This window comes from Albidovulum sp., from assembly GCF_008933605.1.
Classification (GTDB): Bacteria; Pseudomonadota; Alphaproteobacteria; order Rhodobacterales; family Rhodobacteraceae; genus Albidovulum.
In genome coordinates this window covers 1-23,038 of sequence record NZ_WBUS01000042.1, presented here as the reverse complement: position 1 = coordinate 23,038, position 23,038 = coordinate 1, and the positions used below count along the sequence as shown (strand labels likewise).

At 67.0% G+C, this 23,038-nt stretch carries 18 protein-coding genes, 1 tRNA gene and 1 pseudogene; 10 read left to right on the top strand and 10 right to left on the bottom strand.

Annotated elements, in window-relative coordinates:
- Positions 1-6: 6 nt before the first annotated feature.
- On the bottom strand, positions 7-2,073 hold the full coding sequence (locus F9K34_RS07935; protein ID WP_291336375.1) for an FAD-dependent oxidoreductase: 2,067 nt from the start codon (positions 2,071-2,073) through the stop codon (positions 7-9).
- A gap of 207 nt (positions 2,074-2,280) precedes the next feature.
- Here F9K34_RS07935 and F9K34_RS07930 point away from each other — a divergent pair.
- Positions 2,281-2,370, top strand: a tRNA-Ser gene (locus F9K34_RS07930).
- Positions 2,371-2,501: 131 nt separating this feature from the next.
- A pseudogene (locus F9K34_RS07925) lies at positions 2,502-2,699 on the top strand (IS6 family transposase); the annotation flags it as partial.
- A gap of 33 nt (positions 2,700-2,732) precedes the next feature.
- On the opposite strand, the gene F9K34_RS07920 reads toward F9K34_RS07925, so the two are convergent.
- Positions 2,733-4,253 carry a gamma-glutamyltransferase gene (locus tag F9K34_RS07920; RefSeq protein ID WP_291336374.1) on the bottom strand — a complete coding sequence of 507 codons (1,521 nt, stop codon included), beginning with the start codon at positions 4,251-4,253 and terminating at the stop codon, positions 2,733-2,735.
- Positions 4,254-4,371: 118 nt separating this feature from the next.
- Between F9K34_RS07920 and F9K34_RS07915 the strand changes: the two genes are divergently transcribed.
- Genes F9K34_RS07915 through F9K34_RS07895 form a run of 5 tightly spaced genes read left to right on the top strand, consistent with a single transcriptional unit; the run spans position 4,372 to position 7,955 of the window.
- Positions 4,372-5,037, top strand: a complete 666-nt coding sequence (locus F9K34_RS07915) for a GntR family transcriptional regulator (RefSeq protein WP_291336373.1) — start codon at positions 4,372-4,374, stop codon at positions 5,035-5,037.
- Positions 5,037-5,246, top strand: coding sequence for a hypothetical protein (locus F9K34_RS07910; RefSeq protein WP_291336372.1), 210 nt, complete (start codon positions 5,037-5,039; stop codon positions 5,244-5,246). Before F9K34_RS07915 ends, F9K34_RS07910 begins: the two co-directional genes overlap by 1 nt.
- Positions 5,212-5,613, top strand: coding sequence for an aldolase/citrate lyase family protein (locus F9K34_RS07905; protein ID WP_291336371.1), 402 nt, complete (start codon positions 5,212-5,214; stop codon positions 5,611-5,613). The genes F9K34_RS07910 and F9K34_RS07905 overlap by 35 nt, the downstream gene beginning before the upstream one ends.
- A 9-nt stretch (positions 5,614-5,622) precedes the next feature.
- On the top strand, positions 5,623-6,555 hold the full coding sequence (locus F9K34_RS07900) for a 2-hydroxyacid dehydrogenase (RefSeq protein WP_291336370.1): 933 nt from the start codon (positions 5,623-5,625) through the stop codon (positions 6,553-6,555).
- Positions 6,555-7,955 (top strand): FAD-binding oxidoreductase, encoded by a 1,401-nt coding sequence (locus F9K34_RS07895; protein WP_291336369.1) that lies wholly within the window; start codon positions 6,555-6,557, stop codon positions 7,953-7,955. The genes F9K34_RS07900 and F9K34_RS07895 overlap by 1 nt, the downstream gene beginning before the upstream one ends.
- Positions 7,956-8,469: 514 nt before the next feature.
- Here the strand turns inward: F9K34_RS07895 and F9K34_RS07890 are convergent.
- The 8 genes from F9K34_RS07890 to F9K34_RS07855 form a co-directional block, all read right to left on the bottom strand.
- Positions 8,470-9,966 carry a PLP-dependent aminotransferase family protein gene (locus tag F9K34_RS07890; RefSeq protein ID WP_291336368.1) on the bottom strand — a complete coding sequence of 499 codons (1,497 nt, stop codon included), beginning with the start codon at positions 9,964-9,966 and terminating at the stop codon, positions 8,470-8,472.
- Between the two features lie 37 nt (positions 9,967-10,003).
- Positions 10,004-10,801 carry an inositol monophosphatase family protein gene (locus tag F9K34_RS07885; protein WP_291336367.1) on the bottom strand — a complete coding sequence of 266 codons (798 nt, stop codon included), beginning with the start codon at positions 10,799-10,801 and terminating at the stop codon, positions 10,004-10,006.
- Complete coding sequence (locus tag F9K34_RS07880; protein ID WP_291336366.1) at positions 10,798-11,835, bottom strand: sugar phosphate isomerase/epimerase family protein; 1,038 nt, start codon at positions 11,833-11,835, stop codon at positions 10,798-10,800. Before F9K34_RS07880 ends, F9K34_RS07885 begins: the two co-directional genes overlap by 4 nt.
- Entirely contained in the window at positions 11,832-12,638 is an 807-nt protein-coding gene (locus F9K34_RS07875; RefSeq protein WP_291336365.1) for an ABC transporter permease, read from the bottom strand. Before F9K34_RS07875 ends, F9K34_RS07880 begins: the two co-directional genes overlap by 4 nt.
- A complete protein-coding gene (locus tag F9K34_RS07870; protein ID WP_291336364.1) occupies positions 12,635-13,684 on the bottom strand; it encodes an ABC transporter permease in 1,050 nt (349 codons plus the stop codon). Before F9K34_RS07870 ends, F9K34_RS07875 begins: the two co-directional genes overlap by 4 nt.
- On the bottom strand, positions 13,677-14,774 hold the full coding sequence (locus tag F9K34_RS07865) for an ABC transporter ATP-binding protein (RefSeq protein ID WP_291336363.1): 1,098 nt from the start codon (positions 14,772-14,774) through the stop codon (positions 13,677-13,679). The genes F9K34_RS07870 and F9K34_RS07865 overlap by 8 nt, the downstream gene beginning before the upstream one ends.
- A 76-nt stretch (positions 14,775-14,850) precedes the next feature.
- Positions 14,851-15,966 (bottom strand): extracellular solute-binding protein, encoded by a 1,116-nt coding sequence (locus tag F9K34_RS07860; protein WP_291336362.1) that lies wholly within the window; start codon positions 15,964-15,966, stop codon positions 14,851-14,853.
- A 29-nt stretch (positions 15,967-15,995) separates the two neighbouring features.
- Positions 15,996-17,684, bottom strand: coding sequence for a Na/Pi cotransporter family protein (locus F9K34_RS07855; protein ID WP_291336361.1), 1,689 nt, complete (start codon positions 17,682-17,684; stop codon positions 15,996-15,998).
- 535 nt (positions 17,685-18,219) lie between these two features.
- Here F9K34_RS07855 and F9K34_RS07850 point away from each other — a divergent pair.
- From F9K34_RS07850 to F9K34_RS07840, 3 genes are all read left to right on the top strand, one after another.
- Positions 18,220-19,077 carry an FAD binding domain-containing protein gene (locus F9K34_RS07850; protein ID WP_291336360.1) on the top strand — a complete coding sequence of 286 codons (858 nt, stop codon included), beginning with the start codon at positions 18,220-18,222 and terminating at the stop codon, positions 19,075-19,077.
- A complete protein-coding gene (locus tag F9K34_RS07845; RefSeq protein ID WP_436405721.1) occupies positions 19,067-21,808 on the top strand; it encodes a molybdopterin-dependent oxidoreductase in 2,742 nt (913 codons plus the stop codon). The genes F9K34_RS07850 and F9K34_RS07845 overlap by 11 nt, the downstream gene beginning before the upstream one ends.
- A gap of 1 nt (position 21,809) precedes the next feature.
- Positions 21,810-23,038 (top strand): 6-hydroxynicotinate reductase (locus tag F9K34_RS07840; RefSeq protein ID WP_291336359.1); only part of this gene is annotated, 1,229 nt, incomplete at its 3' end.

The window sequence follows — 23,038 nt, the reverse complement described above, 5'->3', positions numbered from 1 at the left end:
GGGCGGTCACTGCGCGGCCTCGCCGAAGGGCGCGATGTCGCGCAGCGCGAAGGGCGCGTCGCGGCGAACCGGCTCCGCCGCCGCGCCAAGTTCGCGCGCCGCCCGGTGCGCCTGCCAGACCGCGTGGGCGATGGCGCCGGGCGCATTGGCGTCGCCGGTCAGCACGACCGAGGGCACGCTGGCGCGAAGCGCCTCGAAAAGCGGCGATCCTCCCTCCCTCTGGCCGGCGATGACCAGCGACCGCGCTGCGATCTCCTGCCGTTCGCCGCTGAAGATGTGCGCGAGCACCAGCCTCTCGCCGTCGAAGGACTCGACGATCTGGAGCGTCCGAGAGGCTATCCCAGCCCGGCGGAAGGCCTGGTGGACCTGCGGCTGCTCGTTGGTCATGATCCCCCACGCCTGCGCCGCCCCGGCGCTGGTGACGTAGGTCACGGCCAGCCCTTGCGAAGCGAGGTGCTCGGCGATGGCCGAGCCCATGTAGTAATTGTCGAAGTCGAAGACGGCGACCGGCCCCTCGAGGGCCGCGCCCGCGGCAATGTCGTCGGGGGTATGGACGCGCGGCGCCTCGATTGGCATCGTGGGAATCTCGTTCGCGCCGCAGAGGTTGGCCGTCCAGCGCGCGCCCGTGGCCACGACGACATGGTCCGCGCCGAAGTCGTGCACGTCCCCGGGCCCCATCGGGCTTTCGGCGTGAAGCGACACGTTCGCCATGCGCCGCAACTGGCCGAGCCGGTAATCCGCGACCCGGAACCACTGCCGCAGGCCCGGCAATCGCGATTCCCACAGAAGCCGGCCGCCGAACTCCCGCCGGGCCTCCGCCAGCGTCACCCGGAACCCGCGCCGCCCGAGCGTCAGCGCCGCCTCAAGGCCCGCCGGACCGCCGCCGACGACCAGCACGGACCCCGCGCCGTCCCGTCGAACGATCTCCGGATGCCAGCCGCGCCGCCACTCCTCGCCGGCCGTGGGGTTCTGCGTGCAGCGGACCCAGACCCCGTCGTGCCAGGACGAGATGCAGATGTTGCAGCCGATGCATTCGCGGATATCGTCCTCGCGCCCCTCGTCGATCTTCCGCGGCAGGAAAGGATCGGCGATGGAGGGCCGCGCGCCGCCGATCAGGTCCAGGACCCCGCGTCGGATCATGCCCACCATCGTGTCGGGCGAGGTGAAGCGGCCGACGCCGACGACCGGCTTGTCGGTAATTGTCTTGACGAAATCCACCACTGGCTCGTGGCTACCCTCCGCCGCGAAGCGCGACGGCGCGCAGTCGGTGGCGGAATAGTCCATCTTCACGTCGAAAAGGTCGGGCGCGTCCTTCAGGAGCGCGATCACCTCGTGCGCCTCTGATGGCGCAGTGTCCGACGGACGCGACCGCAATTCCTGCAACGAGATCCTCAGCGCCACCGCGCAGCGCCCGTGGGTCGCCTCGCGCACGGCGTCGATCAGTTCCGCGACGAGCCTCACCCGGTTGGCGGGCGACCCGCCGTAAGCGTCGCTGCGGCGGTTGTAGTCGGCAAGGAGGAACTGGTAGGGCAGATAGCCCATCCCGGCATAGACGTAGAGGATGTCGAAGCCGGCCCGCTCGGCGCGCAGGGCGGCCTCGGCGTGCCAGCGGATCAGCGCGCGGACGTCGTCCCGATCCATCAACCGCGGCCGAGCCGAGGTCATGAAGCCGACATGCGTCGCCATCCACGGCACGCCCGAGGGCGAAAGGGGCGCATGCCGCGTTGTCCGGTTCACCGCCGCTGCCCCGCCGTGCCAGAGCTCCACCGCCGCAAGCGCGCCGTGGGCGTGGACCGCCTCGGTCATCACCGCATGGGCGCGGACATCGGCCTCGTCCCAGAGCGAGGCGAAGGGAAACGGGCTGTCGTCGGAAGTGGGATGCACCGAACAGGCGCCGGTCGAGACGACGCCCCAGCCGCCCTCGGCCTTCATGCCACGGAAGGCGGCACGGACATGCGGATTGGCATTGGTCATGCCGGAGGCGTGCGGCACCTGGAAGAAACGGTTGGGCGCGGTCTTGGGGCCGATCCGCACCGGCTCGAACAGGATGTCGAAGCGTGCGTTGCGGGTCATGCGCACCCCTTGTTGAACTCTCGTATAGTTGCGCGACGCACGCTCCCTGTCAAGCCACCGCAAGCGGTCACCCGACCGCGCCCCTGCGAAGCGTCGTCGGGACGCTTGTCGGGACGGATGCCAGACGCAAAACCGACGGAGACCAGACGCCGGCGGGACGCCCGTTTCCCCTTGCTCCGCCCGGCGCCTGCCATTAAACGGGCAGGCGGAGTGGTGGCCGAGTGGTCGAAGGCACACCCCTGCTAAGGGTGCAGGCGGGAAACCGTCTCGAGGGTTCGAATCCCTTCCACTCCGCCATCCACATAAGTTATTGATGTTGAACAGAAAAACCCGAGATTTCGGTCGATATTTCCGTGGCACGCACCCCCACCGGTCCTGTCAGATGAACCCGGCTTGAGACGGGACAGGGCGATGGCGAGCGTTCAGGCATGACGAAGCGCTCACCCTTCAAGTACATCAAGACCAGCCCAGAGATCATCCGCTTGGCGGTGATGCTCTACGTCCGATTCCCGCTTTCGCTCCGGAACGTCGAGGATCTGCTGCACGAGCGCGGCGTCGCGATCAGCCACGAGACGGTCCGGTTCTGGTGGCATCGCTTCACCGCACAACATTCTCTGGAAGTGCGCGACGTCACGAAAATATTGGTTCGGCCGCGTCGGTCACCTGCCATCCGGGCCAGCCGCGCCGCCGTCGGGCAGCGAGGGATCGTTGATCCCGACCAGTCCCTCGTCATCTCCGGCAACACCGGAAGGGCAGGCATATAGCTTTGGCATCACGACATTGCCGGAGACCTCAAGCCTGTAGCGGCGCGCCAACTCGTCCAGCACGGCCGCTCCCAGCCGGGGGTCGGCGCGGAGGCTGCCGCGATGCGAGGCATCCAGCCTTGGCGAATGGAATGCCTCTTCCAGCGACATGCCGAAATCCAGCATCAGCGCCGCGATCTGCGACACGCAGGGCATGATCAGATCGCCGCCCGAGGCCCCGACGGCAAACAGGGCCTGCCCGTCGCGGACGGCCACGGTGGGCACCATGTTGGATGAGTTGATCCGCTTGCCGCCCGCCATCGAGGTGCGCAAGCCGGGTCGCGGATCGAAATAGCTGACGCCGTTGTTCAGCGCGAGGCCGGTTTCCGGCAGCGTGATCCCGGCGCCGAAATGATCCAGCAGCGTGTAGGTCAGGGCGACCATGTTGCCCTCAGCATCGGCCGCAGACAGGGACGAGGTCGAACTGCCGACCTCCGCCAGGGTGCCGTTGCGGGCACGATGCGCGCGCCAGGCTGCTTCCAGCGCATCGGCATACACGCACCAGCTTCCGGCGCCTGGCGCCTTCGGCGGAACCGGCAGGCTGGCGGCAACATGGGCCAAGAAGTCGCGCTGCCGAAGGCCGCCGCTTTGCTCGCCCGGCGTGTAGAGGGTGGCGCCGCGGTGCCGCGCCTCCATCGGGGCGTATTCCTGCACCTGATAGGCGGCTAGGTCCTCCATGGTCATGCGGTTGCCCTGCGCCTGCAATTCGCGCACCAGATCACGGCCCAGATCGCCGCGATAGAACCCTTCGGCGCCGGTCTCTGCCAGGCGGCGCAGCGTGCGGGAAAGGCCCGGTATCTTCAGCGGCGCGCCCGGCTGCAAGGGCGCACCCCCGGGCAGATAGATCGCGGCGGCGGTCGCGTCCTTGGCCAGGATTGCCATCTCGGACGCGATCATCAGCGTGCAGAACCAGCTTGCCGGGATGCCGGTTTCGGCCAGGCGGATCGCGGGTTGCAGCGTCTCGGCCAGGCTCTTGCGACCGAAGCGGCGCAGGGCATGGTCAAACCCGGCCACGGCGCCCGGTACGGTGACGGCACGCGCGCCTTGCGTGTTGGCGAAGTTCACGACCGCCGGGAAACCCATCGAGGTCGCGGGCAGGCTGGCGTCGATCGGATAGTCATCCGGCGTCAGGGCCCGGGGAAGGACACCCTGAAAATCCAGCGCAACCGCGCGCTCTTCCGTGGCAAGCCAGACGACCATGAAGCCGCTGCCGCCAATGCCGCACATCCAGGGCTCGACCGCGCCAAGGGCGAGTGCCGCGGCGACGGCGGCATCGACGGCATTGCCGCCTTGCGCCAGCAACTCGGCCCCGGCCTCGGCGGCCCTGATGTGCTGGGCGGCAACGATGCCGTCCTTGCTGCGAACCGGCCCTTTCACCGTCGTCCATTGATCTGCCGCTGTCGCCATTTCCTTGCCCTTTCACGAATCGCTTGCCCGATCGTGCTTGTTCAGTATATTTCACAATATATCGAAACACGCAAAGGGGCTGTCCCGGATGAGCAAGCGCAAGAGCGACGAGGCCTATGGCGAGTTGCGCCGGCGGATCATGCTGGCCGAACTACCCCCCAACAGCCTTCTCGACGAAAAGACGCTGCAGCAGTCTCTCGACTGTGGCCGCACGCCCCTGCGCGAGGCGATCCTGCGGCTGGCGCAGGAAGGGCTGGTGATGTCGATGGGGCGGCGCGGCTATGCCGTCGCCGGCGCGACGCCCGAAGACCTCCAGCGCGGCTACGAGCTGCGCCGCGAACTGGAGACCTTCATCGCCGGCCTTGCCGCCGAGCGCCGCACGCCCGAGGACATGGAGCGCCTGGATGCCTTCCTTGCCAAGATCGAGGCCGAGATGGAGACGCACGAAGGCAATGTCACCTGGGAACTCTCCATCGACGAGCAGTTTCACAGCCTGATCGCACGCGCCTCGGGAAACCAGTTCGCACAGCGGTATCTTGACTCGCTCTACGGCCTGTCGGTGCGCAGCCTTTACGTCTCGCAGGTGCCGATCACCTTCGTCCGCGAGGAATTCGACACCTATCGCCTCCTGATCGACGCCGTCCGCATGCGCGACTCCGCGGCCGCACGCGCCGCGATGACGGCGCACCTGACCGTCAGCCCCATCAAGGCGATTGCCCAGAAGGGGCTTCGGGACAAGGCCAAGGTGTCGTGATGCGCAGAGAGCGGCGCGAGCAACTGCAGACGGGCCTGATGCTGACCCCTTCGGTGCTTCTGCTGGGCCTGTTCATCCTGCTGCCGCTGTGTGTCGTCTTCGCCTACAGCTTTGCCCTGCGCGACCCTTACGGTGCGGTGCTGCCGGGCTTCACGCTCGACAACTACAGGGAGCTTGTGCAGGGCGTCTACCCGGCCCGCCCGGTATGATGCCGTCGGCCAGGACTACTACAGCCGCGAAGATGCAGAGACGCTGTGCCTGCCGATGATCGAAAGTGCCGAGGCGCTGGCCGATGTCGAGGCGATCCTAGCCCTGCCCACGGTCGATGGCCTGTTCGTCGGCCCTTCCGACCTGTCGCTCTCGCGCGGGCGCGGGGCCTATGCCAAGACCGAGGCCGACTTTGCCGACCTCCGCCGCATCGCTGCCGCCGCCAAGGCCGCTGGCAAGCCCTGGATCATGCCGGCCTGGTCACAGGCCGAACGTGACCTGTCGCGGACGCTCGGCTCCGCCTGGCAAGTGACGGTCGATGAATACGGTGCGCTCTGGACGGGCATCGAAGCCGGGCTGCGGGCCTGAGGGGGAACCATGTCGATTGTCGTCTATCTGGGGGATGCCCAGGAAACGCAGGAGTGGATCGCGCTGCTGTCGGGCCTTCTGCCCGGGTTCGACATCCGCGACTTCGACGATCCGGGCGACCTGGGGGCGGTGGAATATGCCGTCGTCTGGGCCCCTCCGGCCGGGCGGATCAAGGCATTCCCGAACCTGAAGGCGGTGGTGTCGATCGGCGCCGGGGTCGACCATGTCCTGCGTGATCCCGAACTGCCCCGCCACCTGCCGATCCTGCGGACGACCGGCCCGGACATGGTACAACGCCTGCGCGAATATGTGGCGCTGCATTTCCTGACGCATCACCGCGACCTTGCGGTGACCGACGCCAATCAGGCCCGCGCCCATTGGCAGCAGATCGTGACGCCCATCGCGCCGAAACGCCGTGTCGGCATCATGGGTCTGGGCAACATCGCGCGGGCCTGCGCCCGGACCCTGGCGATGCTGGGCTTCGACACCGCCGGCTGGTCGCGCAGCGGCGGCGCCGTCGAGGGGGTCACCGTCTTTGCCGGCGCCGAAGGCATGCCAGCGTTCCTCGCCCGCTGCGACATCCTGGTCTGCCTCCTGCCGCTGACGCCGCAGACCCGCGACATCCTGAATGCCGATCTCTTCGCCCGCCTGCCGCGCGGGGCGGGGTTGATCAACGCGGCGCGGGGCGGGCACCTGGTCGAGGCGGATTTCCTGGCCGCGCTCGATTGCGGGCAGCTTGGCGGCGCAACGCTTGATGTCTTCCGCACCGAGCCCCTGCCAGAGGACCACCCGTTCTGGCGGCATCCGAAGATCCGCGTGACCCCCCACATCGCCTCGATGATCGACGCGGAAACCGGGGCCTCGGTCATTGCCGCCAACATCCGCGCCTTCGAGGCTACCGGCACCTGCGAGGCTGTGGCAGACGCCGAACGGGGCTACTGATGCAGCCCTTCCTGGACGGCCTGCGCCAGCTTCTCGGCCCGGCCGATCTATTGACTGATCCCGCCGACATGGCGCCCTACCTGACGGACTGGCGCCGGATGTTCTCCGGCCCGGCACTGGCCATCCTGCGTCCGGGCAGCACCGAGCAGGTGTCCGCCGCCGTCGGTCTTTGCGCCCAACACGGCGTCGCTATCGTGCCGCAGGGGGGCAACACCGGCCTTGCGGGCGGGGCGACGCCACTGGGCAGGGCGCCGCAGGTCGTGCTGTCGCTGGCGCGGATGACGGCCATCGGCACGCCCGACCCCATCGGCATGGTGATCGAGGCGCAGGCGGGCTGCATCCTGCAACGGGTGAAGGAGGTGGCCGCCGACTGCGGCCGCCAGTTGCCGATCAGCCTTGCGGCCGAAGGCAGCGCGACCGTCGGCGGCGTCATCGCGACAAATGCCGGGGGAGTTAACGTGCTCCGCTATGGCATGGCACGGGATTTCGTGCTGGGGCTGGAGGTCGTGCTGCCCGACGGCACGGTGGTGAAAGGCCTGAAGCCGCTGCGCAAGGACAACGCGGGCTTCGACTGGAAGCACCTCTTCATCGGTTCGGAAGGCGCCTTCGGCATCGTCACGGCCGCCGTCCTGCGCCTGACCCCCGCGACCCGGCACCGCTCCGTCGCCCTTCTCAGCGTTCAGGATCTGCCGGCGGCGACCCGCCTCCTCGGGCTGTTTCAGGACCGCATCGGCGAGACGCTCTCCGCCTTCGAACTGATCTCCGCCGATGCCATCCGGCTTGTCGAAACGCAATGCGGGCTTGGCGCCCCGGTTTCCGGCGGCAACTGGTTTCTGCTGGTCGAGGCCGCGTCATCGCTGGACGGTCTTCCCGCGGCGGTGCAGGCCACCCTGGAGGCCGCCTACGAGGCGGGTCTTCTGCAGGACGGCACGCTGGCGGCAAGCGAGCAGCAGGCGCAGTCGCTCTGGGCCCTGCGCAAACATGTCACTGAAGCAGAGTCCCGCTGTGGCAAGAGTCTCAAGCACGACGTGTCGCTGCCGCTGCGGCGCATGGGGGCCTTCCTGGAAAGCATCCAGGCAAGGCTTGCCGGACTGGCCCCGGCGGCGCGGCTGAACATCTTCGGCCATCTCGGGGACGGGAACCTGCATGTGAACGTCGTCCTAGGCGACACTCCCCTGTCGATTGCATCGAGGATCACCGGCATGGTCCACGACCTTGTCGCCGAAGCGGGCGGGTCCATTTCTGCCGAACACGGATTGGGGCAGTATCGTCTTGCAGACTGGCAGCGCCTGACCCCCAAGACCGAGCGCGACCTTGCCATCGACATAAAGCGGGCGATGGATCCGAAAGGATTGATGAACCCTGGCAAAGCCGTCCCTGGAACCTCTCACCGACAATGACGCCGCAAGACTTGTTGGCCCTGCCTGCGTGCCGGCGGCCCGGCTCTCATGGCTTTGGTACACTTCCACCTTGTCGTCGGTTTCGCGAGCCGGACAGGTCGAATGCCGGATCGACGGTCCGCTCCCCGCCCTGTGCGTCGACGTTTGCATGATTGACGTGCACCGATCACTTGTCAGGGTCGGCGGGCCTATCGAAGGTGGGTGAGTGTTCGGTCAATGCCCAATCGAGCCCCCGCAACCAGTCCAAGGCACCTGTTGTTCATGCCGCCGTACAGCCCGGACCTGAACCCGATCAAATAGGTCTTAGCCAGGCTCAAGCATCTGATGCAAACCGCGTCCGAGCGGAACGTCGAGGCTGTCTGGAAGCTCCTCGGCTCACCGCACAAAAGGTTCTCACCAGAAGATTGCGCAAACCACATCAGTAATGCAGGCTATGCTTCAACGTGATGGGATCACGCGCCAAGGCCGCGCCCCGCTAGAACGGGGAGGATTACCGCGGCGCCCGTCCTCCGGGTTAGGAGGCGCGCCCGGCCCGGTCTGCGATGACACTGGCCAGCGCGCCGAGGCCAGGACCGAGCTGGTGATGCTGGACGCCTGCAAAGCCCAGGATCAAAGCCGGTCTTGCGACCGGCCGGACGCAATAATCGGTCAGGGGATAGCTGTGAACCCCAGCCATGAGCGCCGCCTCTGCAACCAGACGGTCGTCGAGGCCATCGGGCAGCCAGACCAGCGCGTTCATGCCGCTGTCTGGCCGTTCGACATCGAAGAGCCCGACGCCAACGCGATAGGCTTCGTCAAGAAAATCCTGCCGGCGCACAGCGTAGAGATCGCGCATCCGCCGCAGATGCGTGGCGAAATGGCCCTCCGCGATGAACTCGGCGAGCGCCATCTGCATCGCCATCGGCGGGCCGCGGAACATCAGGGCCACGGCATTGCGGAACGGGCCCACGAGCGCGGGTGGCAACACGAAATAGCCCACCCGCAGCGCCGGAAACAGCGCCTTGCTGAAGGTTCCGACATAGATGACCCGGCCGAACCTGTCGATGCTGCGGATCGAGGGCAGCGGACGGGCGGTGTAGCGGAACTCGCTGTCGTAGTCGTCCTCGACGATCCAGGCGTCGCTGCGCTCAGCCCATTCCAGGAGTCCGATCCGGCGGTTCAGCGACAGGGTGCGTCCGAGCGGGTGTTGACGTGATGGCATTGTGAACGCCATCCGGGGCAGCGCCGCACCGGCGGCCTCGGTGAAGTCCATCCCGTCGCCATCGACCGGGGTGAGAACCAGCTTGCGGTCGAGGGACTCGAACAATTTGCGTGTGATGAGCGGCCCTGGATCCTCGAACAGGATGCCATCGCCGGGATCGGTCAGCACCAGCGCCGCGATCATGAATGCGGCATGGCCCCCCGGCGTGATCACGATCTGATCGGCATCGCAGTCGTCGCCCCGGTGAAGCGCCAAGTACTCGGCGATCGCCCGGCGCAGCGGCGCGAAACCGGCCGGGTCGCCGTAGCCCATGCTGGTGCGGTAAAGCTGCCGGGTCTGCCGGTTCACGCATTTCTGCCAGAGCGCGAAGGGGAAGCGATCATAGGCGGGGACGTTGGGCAAAAACGGACGCGTATCGTGCGCCGTGATGTCCGCGTCGAGCAGTGCGAAGTGAGCGCCTACCCGCGAAAGTCTCAGCGGCCGAATTGCGCTGTCCTTGCCCCATTCCGCCCTACGGACCGCAAGCGGCAGATGCGGCGGAATCGACCGTGCCACGAAGGTGCCCGAGCCGTGGCGGCTTTCCAGGAACCCCTCGGCGACGAGCCCGTCCAGGGCCTGAACGACCGTCGGGCGCGAGACTTCCAGTTCCTCGGCAAGCGCACGGCTGGACGGCAACCTTGTTCCGCCCGTCAAGAGCCCTCCCAGGATCGCCTCGCGCAACTGGTCCTCCAGCTGGCGTCGCAGCGAGACCATGCCGTCGCGCGCCAGCCGTATCTGCGTGAGCAGCGCCCCCGACTTCCGCTTGGCCATGATTTCCTGTTCATCCTCCAGACCGGGGCGCCTGGCATCAGTTCCCGCGCAAGACCTCCAGCGCCGCCGCATGCAGTTCGGCATTGGCCGCCATCAGGACCGTATCGAAACGCCGCACATCCGCAAGCGGTTCGCCCTGCCAGTCGGTCACGACCCCGCCCGCACCTTCGATGATCGGAATTTGCGGCAGGATGTCATAGTCGAACAGGTTGCCTTCGAGCAGAAGATCGACCGTGCCCAGCGCCAGAAGGCCCGCAGCGTAGCAGTCATGCGAACTGCGGCTGAACCGGGCCGCGGCCGCAAGGGCGGCGTAACGCTCGCGCTCGGGCAGCGCGTAATGGTCAACGGCGGAGGTATAGACCACGGCCTCGGCGAGGGTGCCGACGGCGCTGGTCCGGGTCGGCTGGCCGTTGAACAGGGACGGCGCTCCGATCCGTCCACACCAGCGTTCCCCGGTTATCGGCTGGTCGATGATCCCCAGCACCGGTCTGCCCTTGTGGACCAGCGCGATCTGGGTACCGAAGGCCAGCGATCCCGACACGAAGGATTTCGTTCCGTCGATCGGGTCAAGTACCCAGACCCAGTCGGCATCGGCCCGATGGACGCCAAACTCCTCGCCCCGGATGCCGTGATCCGGAAACGTTGCCGCGATCATGTCGCGCATCGCCCCCTCCGCCTCGCGGTCGGCGATGGTGACGGGGCTTTCGTCCAGCTTGGAATGGATGTCGAGCCGGGTGCGGAAGTAGCGGCGGACAATCGGCCGCACACGGTCGGCGAGGGAATGGGCGAACTCGGCCGCCTCGGGCGGGCAGGCAACCTCGGCGCGGCCACTCATGGCTTTGGCTCTCCGTTCTCGGCAAGGTGAGCGATCTCGTCCAGCATCCCCCGCACCACGACAAGCTGCCGCTCGGCAGCCACTTGCTCGCGGCGCAGGCGGTAGGTGAGGTCACCGTCGCCCGGGTCGGTGAAGCTTGCGCTGCGGGCGGGGATGAAGGGATCGGACACTTCGTCGGGGAACCGCAACGCGGGCGCGAAGTAATCCTCTTCCTCCTCGAGCCCGAAGGCGCGGATCCGCGGTGCATCCGCCCCCAGAAGCAGAAGCTCGACAAGCAGCGCCCGCATTGGGAGTTGACCTTCGTCGCTCAGACAGGCCCGGTGCGCCCAGCCGCCCCGGTCGGCCACGACGAGGCAATCCTTCACATGCGCCTCCGTCAGCCACTGCGCCTGACGGGCGAGCGCGGCCAGCGGCATCTCGCCGGCATTGATCATGTTTCCGAAATCGAACAGGAGGCCGAGCCGCGGGTTACCGACGGCCTCGACGATCCGCACCAGCTCATCCGAGGTCAGGTCCTCGTGCTGTTCCAGCGTGAAGGTCAGCCGCCCGTGCGGATCGAGCGCGGCAAGTCCTCGCAGATCGGCGATCGTGCGGGCGATGATTTCCGACACCCGCCCCTCATAGCGCGGATAGCAGCGCATTGATGTTGCGCCTACCGCATGGGAAATCGCAACTGTCGCGGCCAGTTCCCGGGCTTCGGTCGAGGACGTCTCGACATGGACCTCGAGCCCGAGATCGCGCGCCCTCGCGGCGAAGGCGGCCAACTGGTCGGGCGACATGGCGTTCAGGCTGTGCCCCTCGCCATCCTCGACATGGATCTTGACGCCGGGCAGTCCCCGGGCTGCCGCCCAGTCGAGAAGACCGGCCGGCACCATGCCGCCGAAGCGGAAGTTCAGGTGGAACGCATAGGCGTGGGCGAAAAGCGGCGCCGTGCGGGCCCGCGCCGCCAGCCGGGTGCGGACCTCTGCCGGCAGGCCCCGGACACGCGCTTGCCAGTCGCCGGCGGTTTCGGCGATGGGAGACGTCAGGTTCATTTCACGCTCTCAAGTTGGTATTCGCGGCGCCGCAGCGCCGCCCAGGCAACGGCGCAGATCACGGTGACGACGATGAACAGGATACCGAGGGCGTTGATCATCGGGCTGATGCCAAACCGCATCCGGGCGCCAATCTCCGTGACAAGCGTATGGTTGCCGCCGATCGAGAAGATGGTGGTGTTGTAGTTCTCGAAGCTTTGCAGGAAGGCAATGACAGCCGCCGTCATGATCGTAGGCTTCAGGAACGGCAGGGTGATGCGGCGGAAGGCCCGCGCCCGCGAGGCACCAAGGTCGAGCGCCGCCTCCTCCAGCGTCAAGTCCTGCCGCTGGAGGCGGGCCATGAACATCAGCATCGCGTAGGAGGCGATGAAGGCCGATTGCGCGAGGATGGCTGTGAACAGCCCTGCCGTGACATCAAGGTTGCGCCAGAAGATCACGGTCGAGATGCCGATGATGATCCCCGGCGTCAGCAGCGGCGAGACCATGACCGTATAGAGAAGGCCCGCCGAACGCCGCCCCAGTTGCGACAGAAGAAGCGCGCCTGACAGCCCCATCGGCAGGGCCAGCGCCATGACCGCCGCCGCGATGAGCAGCGAATTCGCCAGCCCCAACCACATCCGCGCGTCGCCCCAGAATTCCGCGAACCAGCGCAGGGTGAACCCCTGCCAGACCGTGATCGACGGCGGCGAGTAATCGTTGACCCCGGCCGCAACCATCACGCCCAGGGGCAGGAACATGTAGGCGAAGAACAGCGCCATGTAGAGCCGCAGCACGAAGGTGCTGCCCGAAACTGCGCGGGTCATTTCGCGATATCCTTCAGGCTGACTTTCAGAAGCCGCATCATCAGAAAGATGAACACCGTGCAGACGGCCAGAAGGCTCAGCGCGTAGGCGGCGCCGACGTTCCAGTTGGTCGCCTCGAAGAAGCGGTTGTAAATGAGTTGGGTGAACCACGGCGCCGCCGTTCCGCGCGTCATGATGTAGGGCACGGCGTAAGATCCCGCCGACAGCATGAAGGTCATGATGCAGCCGACGGCGATGCCGGGCCTCGCATGGGGGATCACCACCCGGCGGTGGATCTGCCAGGTCGAGGCGCCAAGATCGCGCGCCGCCTCGACCTGGTTGCTGTCCAGCGTTTCCAGCACATTGTAGAGCGGGAACACCATGAACAGGATATAGGCATAGACCATGGCGACGAAGACGCCCGCGCCGCTGTCGAGAAAGGGCACCGGATCGAACCCAAGAAGGCCGAGCAGCGCATTGGCCGGGCCATTGTTGTTCAGGATCATCTGCCAGGCGAAGATGCGCAGCAGTTCGTTGATGGCATAAGGTATGACCAGCGCCAGCATGATCGCAGCAGCCGTGCGCGGGGTTTCCAGCTTGGCCACGGCATAGGCAATCGGGTAGCAGACCACCAACGCGATGGCCGAGACCGCCAGGGAAGCCACGATGGTCTTGGCGAAAATCGCCAGATGCGCCGAACCCATCTGGCCGAAATTGTCCAGCGTATAGACCTTGACCGGCGTGCTTTCCTTCTCCTCCAGAACGGCGATCTCGGCCTTGATCGCCGCTTCTTCCGCCGCCAGCGCTGCCAGTTCGGTTTCGCGTTTTGCCGAGTCCGTTTCGCTCTCGGCGACGCTGCGGTCGAGGCCGATCACGTCGAGCCGATTGTAAAGCCCGTCGATCTGAACCGAGATTTCGGCGGAGCCTTCGGGGCGTTCCATCCGCCAGAGTGACTGTTCGATCATGATCAGTTGCGGCGCGGCGATCAGGCCGAGGATCCAGACACCCGACAGGAGCAGGATCACCGATGCAAGCGGAGCCCCGAAGGCCCGGAAGAGCCTAGTCATCGGACATCTCCCCCTTGGGCAGGATCACCCCCGCGTCGGCGGAAAAGCCCAGGGTCACCTCGCCCGAGGGTGGCGTATCCCGCCCGCTGTGCGGCAGATGCAGCCTCAGTTCGCGACCTTCTGCATGGGCCACGACCGTGGACCAGGCGCCCTCCATGTCGCGACGGGTGACGCGGGCGGCAATGCTGTTGTCCTCATCCTCCTTGGCGTTCAGGAGCCTCATCTTCTCCGGCCGGACGAAAAGGATCGCCTCGTCCCCCGGCCCGAGCCCCTTGGGATTGGCGGCGCGGAAGCGACCCAGCGGTGTTTCCACCAGGGCCACCCGATCCAAAGCGGTCACGACCTTGCCGTCCACCGCATTCATCTCGCCGACGAAGGTGGCGACGAAGGCACTGTCAGGCCGATCGTAGACGTCGTCAGGTGTGCCGGTCTGCATGATGCGGCCGCGGTTCATCACCGCTACCCGGTTGCTCATCGTCAGCGCCTCGCCCTGATCGTGGGTGATGTAGACGAAGGTGATGCCGGTGCGCGCCTGGATCTGCTTCAGTTCGGCGCGCATATGCTGACGCAGCTTGAGATCGAGCGCCGACAGCGGCTCATCCAGCAGCAATACGGACGGTTCGACCGCCAGCGCCCGGGCGATGGCGACTCGCTGCTTCTGCCCGCCCGAAAGCTGTGCCGGCATCTTGCCGGCATGGTCGCTCAGCGCCACGGTGGCCAGAAGCTCCTCCGCCCGCGCACGCCGCTTCGCCTTCGTCCAGCCCCGCATCTCCAGCCCGAAGGCCACGTTCTCCCAGATCGTCATCAGCGGGAACAGCGCGAGGTTCTGGAAGATCAGCGCCGTGGGGCGGACCGAGGGGTCGATCCCGACCATTGATTTCCCGCCGATGCGCACATCGCCCCCGGTCGGGTCGAGAAAGCCGGATAGGAGCCGCAGAAGTGTGGTCTTGCCGCAGCCCGACGGGCCGAGGATGGAAAAGAACTCGCCCGGCTCGATCCTGAGGTTGGTGGGATGCACGGCCTGGAAGGAGCCAAAGTGCACCGCGGCCTGCTCAAGCTCGATCGCCTTCCCCGTGGTCTGACCAGTCATCTGTATTTCCATCCGTGGCTCGTGTTGTTGAGAGGCGCGGGGCACATACGGCCCCGCGCCGCCAAGGCGGCTGGCCTCAGGCGTTGGTCAGCTTCTCCACATATTCCTCGCGCACCTGGCTGAACCACGGCGTGAACATCGGCCACCACCAGAGATTGGCGATGGCATCGCCCGAGTAGGCGAACTCGAACGCCGCCCGGCCCGCGTCGGACATGTAGGCTGCACTGCCGACGGCGGCCGAGTTGTAGCCGGTGTTGTTCGAGAACATGCCGCCGATTTCCGGGCTGAGCAGGAAGTTCAGGAGCGCATAGGCCTGGTCGATGTTCTCGGCCCCCGCCGGCACCGCGGCGGTGTCCATCCAGGCCAGCGCGCCTTCCTTGGGCGCGGCATAGCGCCATTTCGCATCGACGTCGCCGTTCAGCTTGATGCCCGTCGTATCCCAGGTCTGGCCGATGGTGCAGCCGGCATCGGTGAAGGCGGCCGTCGCCTCGGTAGCGTTGTTCCAATAGGAACCGATGTTCTGCTTGTGCTTCGCCGCGAAGGCGACACAGCCGTCGAAGATGCGGCGGGTGTCTTCCTCGGACTTGTAGAGATCCATCGCCCGGTTCGACGGCAATTCGCCCGTCGCGTCGAGATGGATCGCCAGGCTCACCAGCACCGATTTCTGCCGCAGGGCAACCTTGCCGTCCAGCCCCTCCGCCCAGAGATGCGCGTAGGACAGCTCGCCTGGCGCGACGGCATGGACGGCACTGTCATAGGTGATGCCCTCGGTGCCCCAGGTGAAGGGCACCAGAAAGCGCTTGCCACGCCGCGCTGCGCCCAGTTCGAGCGAGCTGCGCCACAGCGACGGCTCGATGCGGCTGACATCCAGCTTGGCCTCGTCGATTTCGGCCAGAAGGTCGCCCTCGTCGTAGTTCGGCCGGGTGTCGACCGAGGGGAAGATCAGGTCGAACCCTTTGCCGCCCGCCGCGCGCAGCTTGCTGGCGGCCTCTTCGTTCGAACCATAGGTCGAGACGTTGATCTTGACGCCGGTCGATTTTTCGAACGCTTCGACGATGTTCGGCTGGAAGTAATCGCCCCAGGCGAAGACGTTCACCGCACCCGACGATGCGAGCGAGCGGCGGGCAATGAGCGGGGTCGCCAACGTGGCGGCTCCGGTCACGAGAAGGGTGCGGCGGGTCAGGTTGGTCATCTTCAGATACCTCCGGTTTGTCTTGCGGGTTATAGTGATAGGGGCAGTCCCTGCGCGGTCGTCGCCGCGGGCAGTCGGAGTCGCGAACTGGAGAGGAGTCCCTGTTCCTCCAGAACGGGGTAGGCAAGTGTCGCAAGCAGTGAGTTGATCTGCTTGAGGTCGCGGATCGTGTCGAGGTGAAGCGAACTCGTCTCGATGCTGCGGACGCTCTGGTCTCGCAGCCGTCCAAAGTGGCGCGCGGTGGCCTGGCGTTCGGCCTCGCGGAATTGCTCTTTCGCCCGCACCAGCGCCAGCGCCGTGTCGCGGTCGCGGGAGACGATCACGTTGAAGGCCAGACGCGCGTCCGCGACCAGCAGCGCATGCAGGTCGACCAGTTCCTGCCAGCCTTCCGGGCTGAACGACAGACCGCGGTCATGCCTGCGTTTCGCATGCGCCAGGAGGTTGCCGCTGGCCACGTCGCCGGCCTGTTCAAGCGCAATGCATGCGGCGAGCAGCTCTTGCATCCGCGTCGTCGCCTCTGCATCCGGATCGAGCGAGGCCATCCGGGCAAGATACAGCTTGATCTCGCGATGCGATGTGTCGATCCGGTCATCAAGCCGGGAAACGGCATCCATCAGGGACTGATCGGGGTTGTCGTAGAGGTCAAGCACATTGCCTAGCATTGTCTCGACATCGCGGCAGATTCCGACGACCTCGCGGGTAACATTCGCCAGTGCAAGGGACGGAGATCCCAGCACGCTTTCGTCAAGCGCACTGCCCCGTCCCAGATCCGCAGGCAGATCCGACGGCTTCAAGAGGGTCCGAAGGGCAAATGCATGGGCCGGACGGACCAGCGGCAGGCTCAGGACCACAACTGCCAGGTTGAAGGCAATATGGCCGTTCAGAACCTGACCAGCGGCGGCCGTGCCAAGCAGACTGGGTGGCAGCGGATACGCGACCAGCGCCGCCAGCGCCAGAACCGCGGCCCCGCCGCGCAAGGCCAGATTTGCCAGCGGAACCGCACGCACTCCGGGTTCCGCGCCGCGCGACAGCATCACGGCGATCAGCGCACCTCCAAGGTTGCCGCCCAGCATCAGGACAAGCCCAAGCTCGGCGGGCACCACACCCCGTGCAGCAAGCGCCACGATCAGCAAGATGAAGGCGACCGAGGAATGGAACAGCCAGGCGAAGATGGCGGCAACCAGAAAGGCGGTGACTGAGTCATCCGCAAGGAAGCCAATCACCAGCGGCAGAAAGCTGCTTTCGCGAAGCGGCTCGGAGGCTTGCCCGATCAGTTGCAGCGACAGCAACAGGAGCCCTACGCCAATCAGAATGCGCCCGGCCTGGCGCCAGACCTTTCGCTCGGTCGAAAGGAAGATCGTTGTTCCCGCCATGAGCGCGAGCGGCATGACCAAGGACAGATCGAGCGTCAGCAGACGGACGACCAGCGCCGATCCTAGATCAGCCCCCAGCGCACCCGTCAGAGCGGCAGCGCCGGCGATCAGGCCGTTGCCCGCCAGAGAGGCAAGTAGAAGATTGACCGCAGTCGCGCTTTGGAAGGCGATGGCCAGGAGGAGTCCGACGAACGCCGCCGAAGCGGGACTGGACAGGGTCTGCCGCAAAATGCGGCGCAGCAGTGGTCCGCTCGCCCGTTCGACCCCGGTGCGCACCATGCGCGCCGCATAGAGGAGGAGTGCCACCGCCCCGCCGAGGTGAACGAGCATCGTCGCACCGCTCATGCTGCTCCTCCCTGCCTTGCTTACCCGGACCAACGACGGTTCATGTCTGCGGTACCTGCTCGATGCAGGTCCGAAATGACCGAGCGCATGGAACATCTCTCAGGTTTTTGGACTGCCGAAACTATCCACTTCTGCAGAATTCAACTGACCACTGTAACCGTGCGATCCGGCCGCCCTGCCGCAGGATGCTGGTGCCGGATCGTGTCCACTGTCGCTGGTGGACACCGATCTGCGGACGAGGCGGCAGTCAACGGCGGATGCGAAGTCTGCGGAAGTCCGCCTCAGTACATGCATCCGTCGCCAACCACTTCAAAACCGAGCGCGGCCTCTATGCGGCATGAAGGACAACGTCACTGTCCAAGCTGAGACTGGTTCGAATTAGTCTGCCAGCACCGCGACTTGCACGTCGAAAATCCTCCAACGGCGGAGTTGGACAGCAATGCCCATCGTCAGTTTCCGTTTACGGTCATTGACTCGGTGGATTTTCCCCATATCATTAGTATACAAACGACAATGCCGCTGCATGGGAGGGGGCATGAGCTATCTCGTACCCGGATCGGTCGATGAGGCGCTGGCGCTGCTGCGCGACCGGCAGCCGACCGTGGTGGCGGGCTGCACCGACGTCCTTCCCGCGCGCCGGCAGGGCCAGCCGTCGGGCGACATCCTCGACGTGGCGCAAGTGCCGGAATTGCGAGGGATCGTGCGCGGGCCGCAGGGCTGGCGCGTCGGCGCGGCGGCGACCTGGGCCGAGATTGCCGCCGCGCCCCTGCCCCCAGCCTTCGACGCTCTGCAGCAGGCGGCCCGCGAGGTCGGTGCGATCCAGATCCAGAACGCGGGCACCATTGCCGGCAACATCTGCAACGCCTCGCCTGCTGCCGATGGCGTGCCGCCGCTTCTGGTGCTGGGGGCAGAGGTTGAACTCGCTTCGGTCGCCGGGCGGCGGCGCGTGCCGCTGGAGGATTTCATCACCGGGGTCCGCCGCACCGCGCGCGCGTCTGACGAGCTGGCGGTGGCGCTGCATCTGCCGCATCCGCCCTCGGATGCGGGTGGCGCCTTCGTCAAGCTTGGCACGCGCACGTCGCTGGTGATCTCGATCGCGATGGTGGCGGCGGTCGTCCGGGTGGCGCAGGGCCGCATCGCCTGGGCGCGGCTGGCGGTGGGCGCCTGTTCGCCGGTCGCCCGGCGCTTGCCCGCATGGGAGGAAGAACTCGAAGGCCGCAGCCTTGAGGACGTGGCGAGCTTGCGACCGGATGCATCCCACCTCGAGGGGCTGGCCCCGATCGACGACGTGCGCGCCTCGGCGGCCTATCGGATCGAAGCGGTACGGGAATTGTGCCAACGCGCGCTGATGCGGGCGTTGGTGTCGGCAGCAGGAGGCGCAGATGCCCGGTGAGGCGCGCGTCGAGATGACCCGGTTCATCCTGAACGGCGCCTTGGTCGCGGTCAGCGCGCCGCCCGACGAGCGCCTGTCGGACAGCCTGCGCGAACGGCTTGGCGCGCGCGACGTCAAGATCGGCTGCAATGCCGGCGACTGCGGGGCCTGTTCGGTCTTGATCGACGGGCAGGTCGTCTGCTCGTGCCTGACGCCAACGCGCAAGGCCGAGGGCCACCGGGTCGAGACGGTGGCAGGACTTGTGGCGGACGACCGGGTGGCGCGGACGCTGGCCCAGCGGTTCCAGGACCACGGCGCAGCGCAGTGCGGGTTCTGCACGCCTGGAATGATGACGGCTTCGGTCGCATTGCTGCGGCAGGAACCCGCGCCGGACGAGGCTGCAATCATCCGCGCCCTGGGGGGCGTGCTCTGCCGCTGCACCGGCTACCGCAAGATCATCGACGCGGTGGCTACGATTCCCGCCGTGTTGGCCGAAACGGGGGCCCCAGGCCATGCGGGCGCGGCGATCCGGCGGCTGGACGGGGCCCAGAAACTGGCCGGGACCGAGGCGTTCGGCGATGACGTGGCGCCCCCGGACACGCTGGAGATCCTCGTCATCCGCTCGCCCTTCCCGCGCGCGGCCTTCACCTTTGGCGACCTTGATGCCTGGCGCGCCGGTCAGCCGGGCATCGCGGCCGTGCTGACGGCGGCCGATGTGCCGGGACGCAACGTCTTTGGCGTGATCCCGGCCTTTGCCGACCAGCCGGCCTTTGCCGAGGGCGTCACGCGCTTCCGCGGCGAGGCGGTGGCGGCGGTTGTGGGCACGCCCGCCGCGATCCGCGCCTTCGACCCGGCCAGCTTCCCTGTCTGCTGGACCGAACTGCCCGCAGTGGAGGTGCCGGCGGCGGCCGAGGCATCAGGCGCGCCCCTGGTGCATGAAGGGCGCGCGGGGAACCTGATGTGCAAGGGTTTCGTCGCCTGCGGCGATGCCGGGGCGGCGCTGGCGGCGGCCGATGTGACGGTCGAGGGGCGCTTTGCGAGCGGTTTTGTCGAACACGCCTACATCGAGCCCGAAGCGGGTTTTGCGCGGGTCGTCGATGGCCGGGTGGAAATCCACGCCTGCACCCAGGCCCCGGTGATGGATCTGGAAGCAATGGAGATCCTGCTCGGCATGGACCGCTCGCGCATCCGCATCGTGCCGACGGCCGTGGGCGGGGGGTTCGGATCGAAACTCGACATCTCGCTCCAGCCCTATCTGGCGCTGGGGGCGATCAAGACCGGGCGGCCGGTGCGCATGGCCTACAGCCGCACGGAATCAATGCAGTCGACAACCAAGCGGCACCCTTCCGAGATCAGGCTGCGGCTGGGCGCAACCCGCGACGGGCGGATTTCGGGCTGCGACTTCCAGGGCACTTTCAACACAGGCGCCTATGCTTCCTGGGGGCCGACGGTCGCCAACCGGGTGCCGGTCCACGCCTCGGGCCCCTACCGCATCGCCGATTACCGGGCCGAGGCGCGGGCGATCCATACCAACTGCCCGCCCGCGGGTGCCTTCCGCGGCTTCGGCGTTCCGCAGGCGGCGATTGCGCTTGAGTCGATGCTGGACGAACTGGCCGGGAAGCTGGCGATCGACCCGCTGGAGTTGCGGCTGAAGAACGCGCTGACGAACGGCGTGCCCACCGTCTGCGGTCAGGTCTTCGCCCAGGGCGTCGGCATCCGCGCCTGCCTTGAGGCCCTGCGCCCGGCGTGGGAGGCCGAACGCGCGGCGGCCGAGGCGTTCAACCGCGAAACCGACGGCCCCCTGCGCCGTGGGGTCGGCATCGCCTCGGGCTGGTATGGCTGCGGCAACACCTCGCTGCCGAACCCCTCGACGATCAAGGCCGGCGTGCGGGCCGATGGCCGCATCCTGCTGCATCAGGGCGCCATGGACATCGGTCAGGGCGCGAATACGGTCATCGCCCAGATCTTTGCCACCGCGCTTGGCGTGCCGGTCACCGCGATTGACCTGATCGGCGCCGATACCGATGTGACCCCCGATGCCGGCAAGACTTCGGCCTCGCGCCAGACCTTCGTCTCGGGAAATGCGGCGCGGGCCTGCGGCGAGGCGCTCAGGGCGCGGGTGCTGGGGATGGTCAACGCCTCCGAAACCGCGGTGCTCACATTCGCGCCGTGCGCGATCACCGTGGACGACGGCGCCAGCCGCCACCGCATCGCGCTGGACCCGCTTGCCGCCGATGCCGACGGCTATGTCCTTGCCGCCAGCGGCCATTACGACCCGCCGACGAAGCCGCTGGACGCGAACGGCCAGGGTGAGCCCTATGCCCAGTTCGGCTATGCCGCGCAGCTTGCGGCGGCCGAGGTCGACACAGGCCTTGGCACCGTGCGGCTCTTGCGCATCGTCGCCGCGCATGACGTGGGCCTCGCCGTCAATCCGATGCTGGTCGAGGGCCAGATCCAAGGCGGTGTGGCGCAGGGCATCGGCATGGCCCTGATGGAGGAATACATCCCCGGCCGCACCGAGAACCTGCACGACTACCTGATCCCGACCATCGGCGACATTCCCCCCATCGAGCCCATCATCATCGAGGAAGCCGATGCCCACGGCCCCTACGGCGCCAAGGGCCTTGGCGAACACGTCCTGATCCCGACCGCGCCCGCAATCCTGAACGCCATCGCCCACGCCACCGGCGTGCGGATGACCAGCGTTCCGGTAACCCCCGCGAAACTCGCCGCTGCATTGGCAGGAGACTGACATGAACGACAAAGCCGACCGGACCGCCGGCAAGATCCGCTGCGACGCCTGCCCGGTGCTGTGCTACATCGCCGAGGGCCGGGCCGGGGCCTGCGACCGCTACGCCAACCATGGCGGCACGCTGGTCCGGCTGGATCCCCTCACCATCATCGAGGGCGCGGCCAGCCACGGGGTCAAGGCCGTGCCCTTCCTGAAGGGCAGCCAGGGCACCGACTGGGACGGCGATCTGGTGCAGGGCGGGCGGCCGTTCATCACCGCCGTCGGCGCGGGCACCACCTATCCCGACTACAAGCCCGCCCCCTTCATCGTCAGCCAGAACGTCGAGGGCGTCGACATGGTCACCGTCGTGACCGAAGGCATCTTCAGCTACTGCGGCGTCAAGGTGAAGATCGACACCGACCGCTTCATCGGCCACGAACGCGCCGTGGTGCGGGTCGAAGGCGAACCTGTCGGCCACGTGATGACATCGGAATACGGTTCCAAGATGCTGTCGCTGGGCGGCGTCGAGCATCTGACCGGCGGCGGCAAGAAGGAGGGCCGCGTCACCTGCGACGCGCTGATGAAGCTGTGCAACCGCGAACCGGTCGAGATGACCGTGGACGAGGGTGCCACCGTCATCGTGCAGGCCGGACGGGCGCCGGTGATCAACGGGGTCGAGGAAAAGCTCATGCGCGTCGGTTGCGGCTCGGCCACCATCGGCATGTTCGCCACGCAATGGGCTCAGCACGCCGACGAGGTCGTGGTGGTCGACGACCACATCACCGGCGTCCTGTCCGAACACCAGTCGGGCAAGCTTCTGAACGTGCCGCCCAGCGGCATCCGCGTGAAGGGGCGCCGGTCGACGCCGGGGCGGTATTTCCAGGTCGCCGAACCCGGCACCGGCTGGGGCGGCACCAATATCGAAGATCCGCTCACGATCCTGAAAGAGGCGGATCCGGAGGTGGCATGGGAGGGCCTGCGGCTTCTGATGGTCTCCACCACCGGCGAGCAGTCAGCCTATTACGAACTGGACGCCAACCTTCGCCCGGTGGCGAAACCGCTGCCCGACGACCTGCGCGCCTCGGTCGAGCTGATCGCCGAGAACTGCGAGCCCTCGCTCTGTTCGGTGCTGTTCATGGCAGGGGCCGGCGGGTCGTTGCGCGCGGGCGTGACGAAGAACCCGGTAAAGCTGACGCACTCGGTGAAGGACTCGCTCACCTATGTCTCCTGCGGGGGGGCGGGGGCCTATGT

Bases quoted from the DNA above. Each gene is read 5' to 3' on its own strand.
- F9K34_RS07875 (WP_291336365.1), bottom strand. From the start codon at position 12,638: ATGACCCGCGCAGTTTCGGGCAGCACCTTCGTGCTGCGGCTCTACATG.
- F9K34_RS07870 (WP_291336364.1), bottom strand. From the start codon at position 13,684: ATGACTAGGCTCTTCCGGGCCTTCGGGGCTCCGCTTGCATCGGTGATC.
- F9K34_RS07915 (WP_291336373.1), top strand. From the start codon at position 4,372: ATGAGCAAGCGCAAGAGCGACGAGGCCTATGGCGAGTTGCGCCGGCGG.
- F9K34_RS07900 (WP_291336370.1), top strand. From the start codon at position 5,623: ATGTCGATTGTCGTCTATCTGGGGGATGCCCAGGAAACGCAGGAGTGG.
- F9K34_RS07865 (WP_291336363.1), bottom strand. From the start codon at position 14,774: ATGACTGGTCAGACCACGGGGAAGGCGATCGAGCTTGAGCAGGCCGCG.
- F9K34_RS07855 (WP_291336361.1), bottom strand. From the start codon at position 17,684: ATGAGCGGTGCGACGATGCTCGTTCACCTCGGCGGGGCGGTGGCACTC.
- F9K34_RS07890 (WP_291336368.1), bottom strand. From the start codon at position 9,966: ATGGCCAAGCGGAAGTCGGGGGCGCTGCTCACGCAGATACGGCTGGCG.
- F9K34_RS07860 (WP_291336362.1), bottom strand. From the start codon at position 15,966: ATGACCAACCTGACCCGCCGCACCCTTCTCGTGACCGGAGCCGCCACG.
- F9K34_RS07910 (WP_291336372.1), top strand. From the start codon at position 5,037: ATGCGCAGAGAGCGGCGCGAGCAACTGCAGACGGGCCTGATGCTGACC.
- F9K34_RS07845 (WP_436405721.1), top strand. From the start codon at position 19,067: ATGCCCGGTGAGGCGCGCGTCGAGATGACCCGGTTCATCCTGAACGGC.
- F9K34_RS07895 (WP_291336369.1), top strand. From the start codon at position 6,555: ATGCAGCCCTTCCTGGACGGCCTGCGCCAGCTTCTCGGCCCGGCCGAT.
- F9K34_RS07850 (WP_291336360.1), top strand. From the start codon at position 18,220: ATGAGCTATCTCGTACCCGGATCGGTCGATGAGGCGCTGGCGCTGCTG.
- F9K34_RS07935 (WP_291336375.1), bottom strand. From the start codon at position 2,073: ATGACCCGCAACGCACGCTTCGACATCCTGTTCGAGCCGGTGCGGATC.
- F9K34_RS07880 (WP_291336366.1), bottom strand. From the start codon at position 11,835: ATGAACCTGACGTCTCCCATCGCCGAAACCGCCGGCGACTGGCAAGCG.
- F9K34_RS07885 (WP_291336367.1), bottom strand. From the start codon at position 10,801: ATGAGTGGCCGCGCCGAGGTTGCCTGCCCGCCCGAGGCGGCCGAGTTC.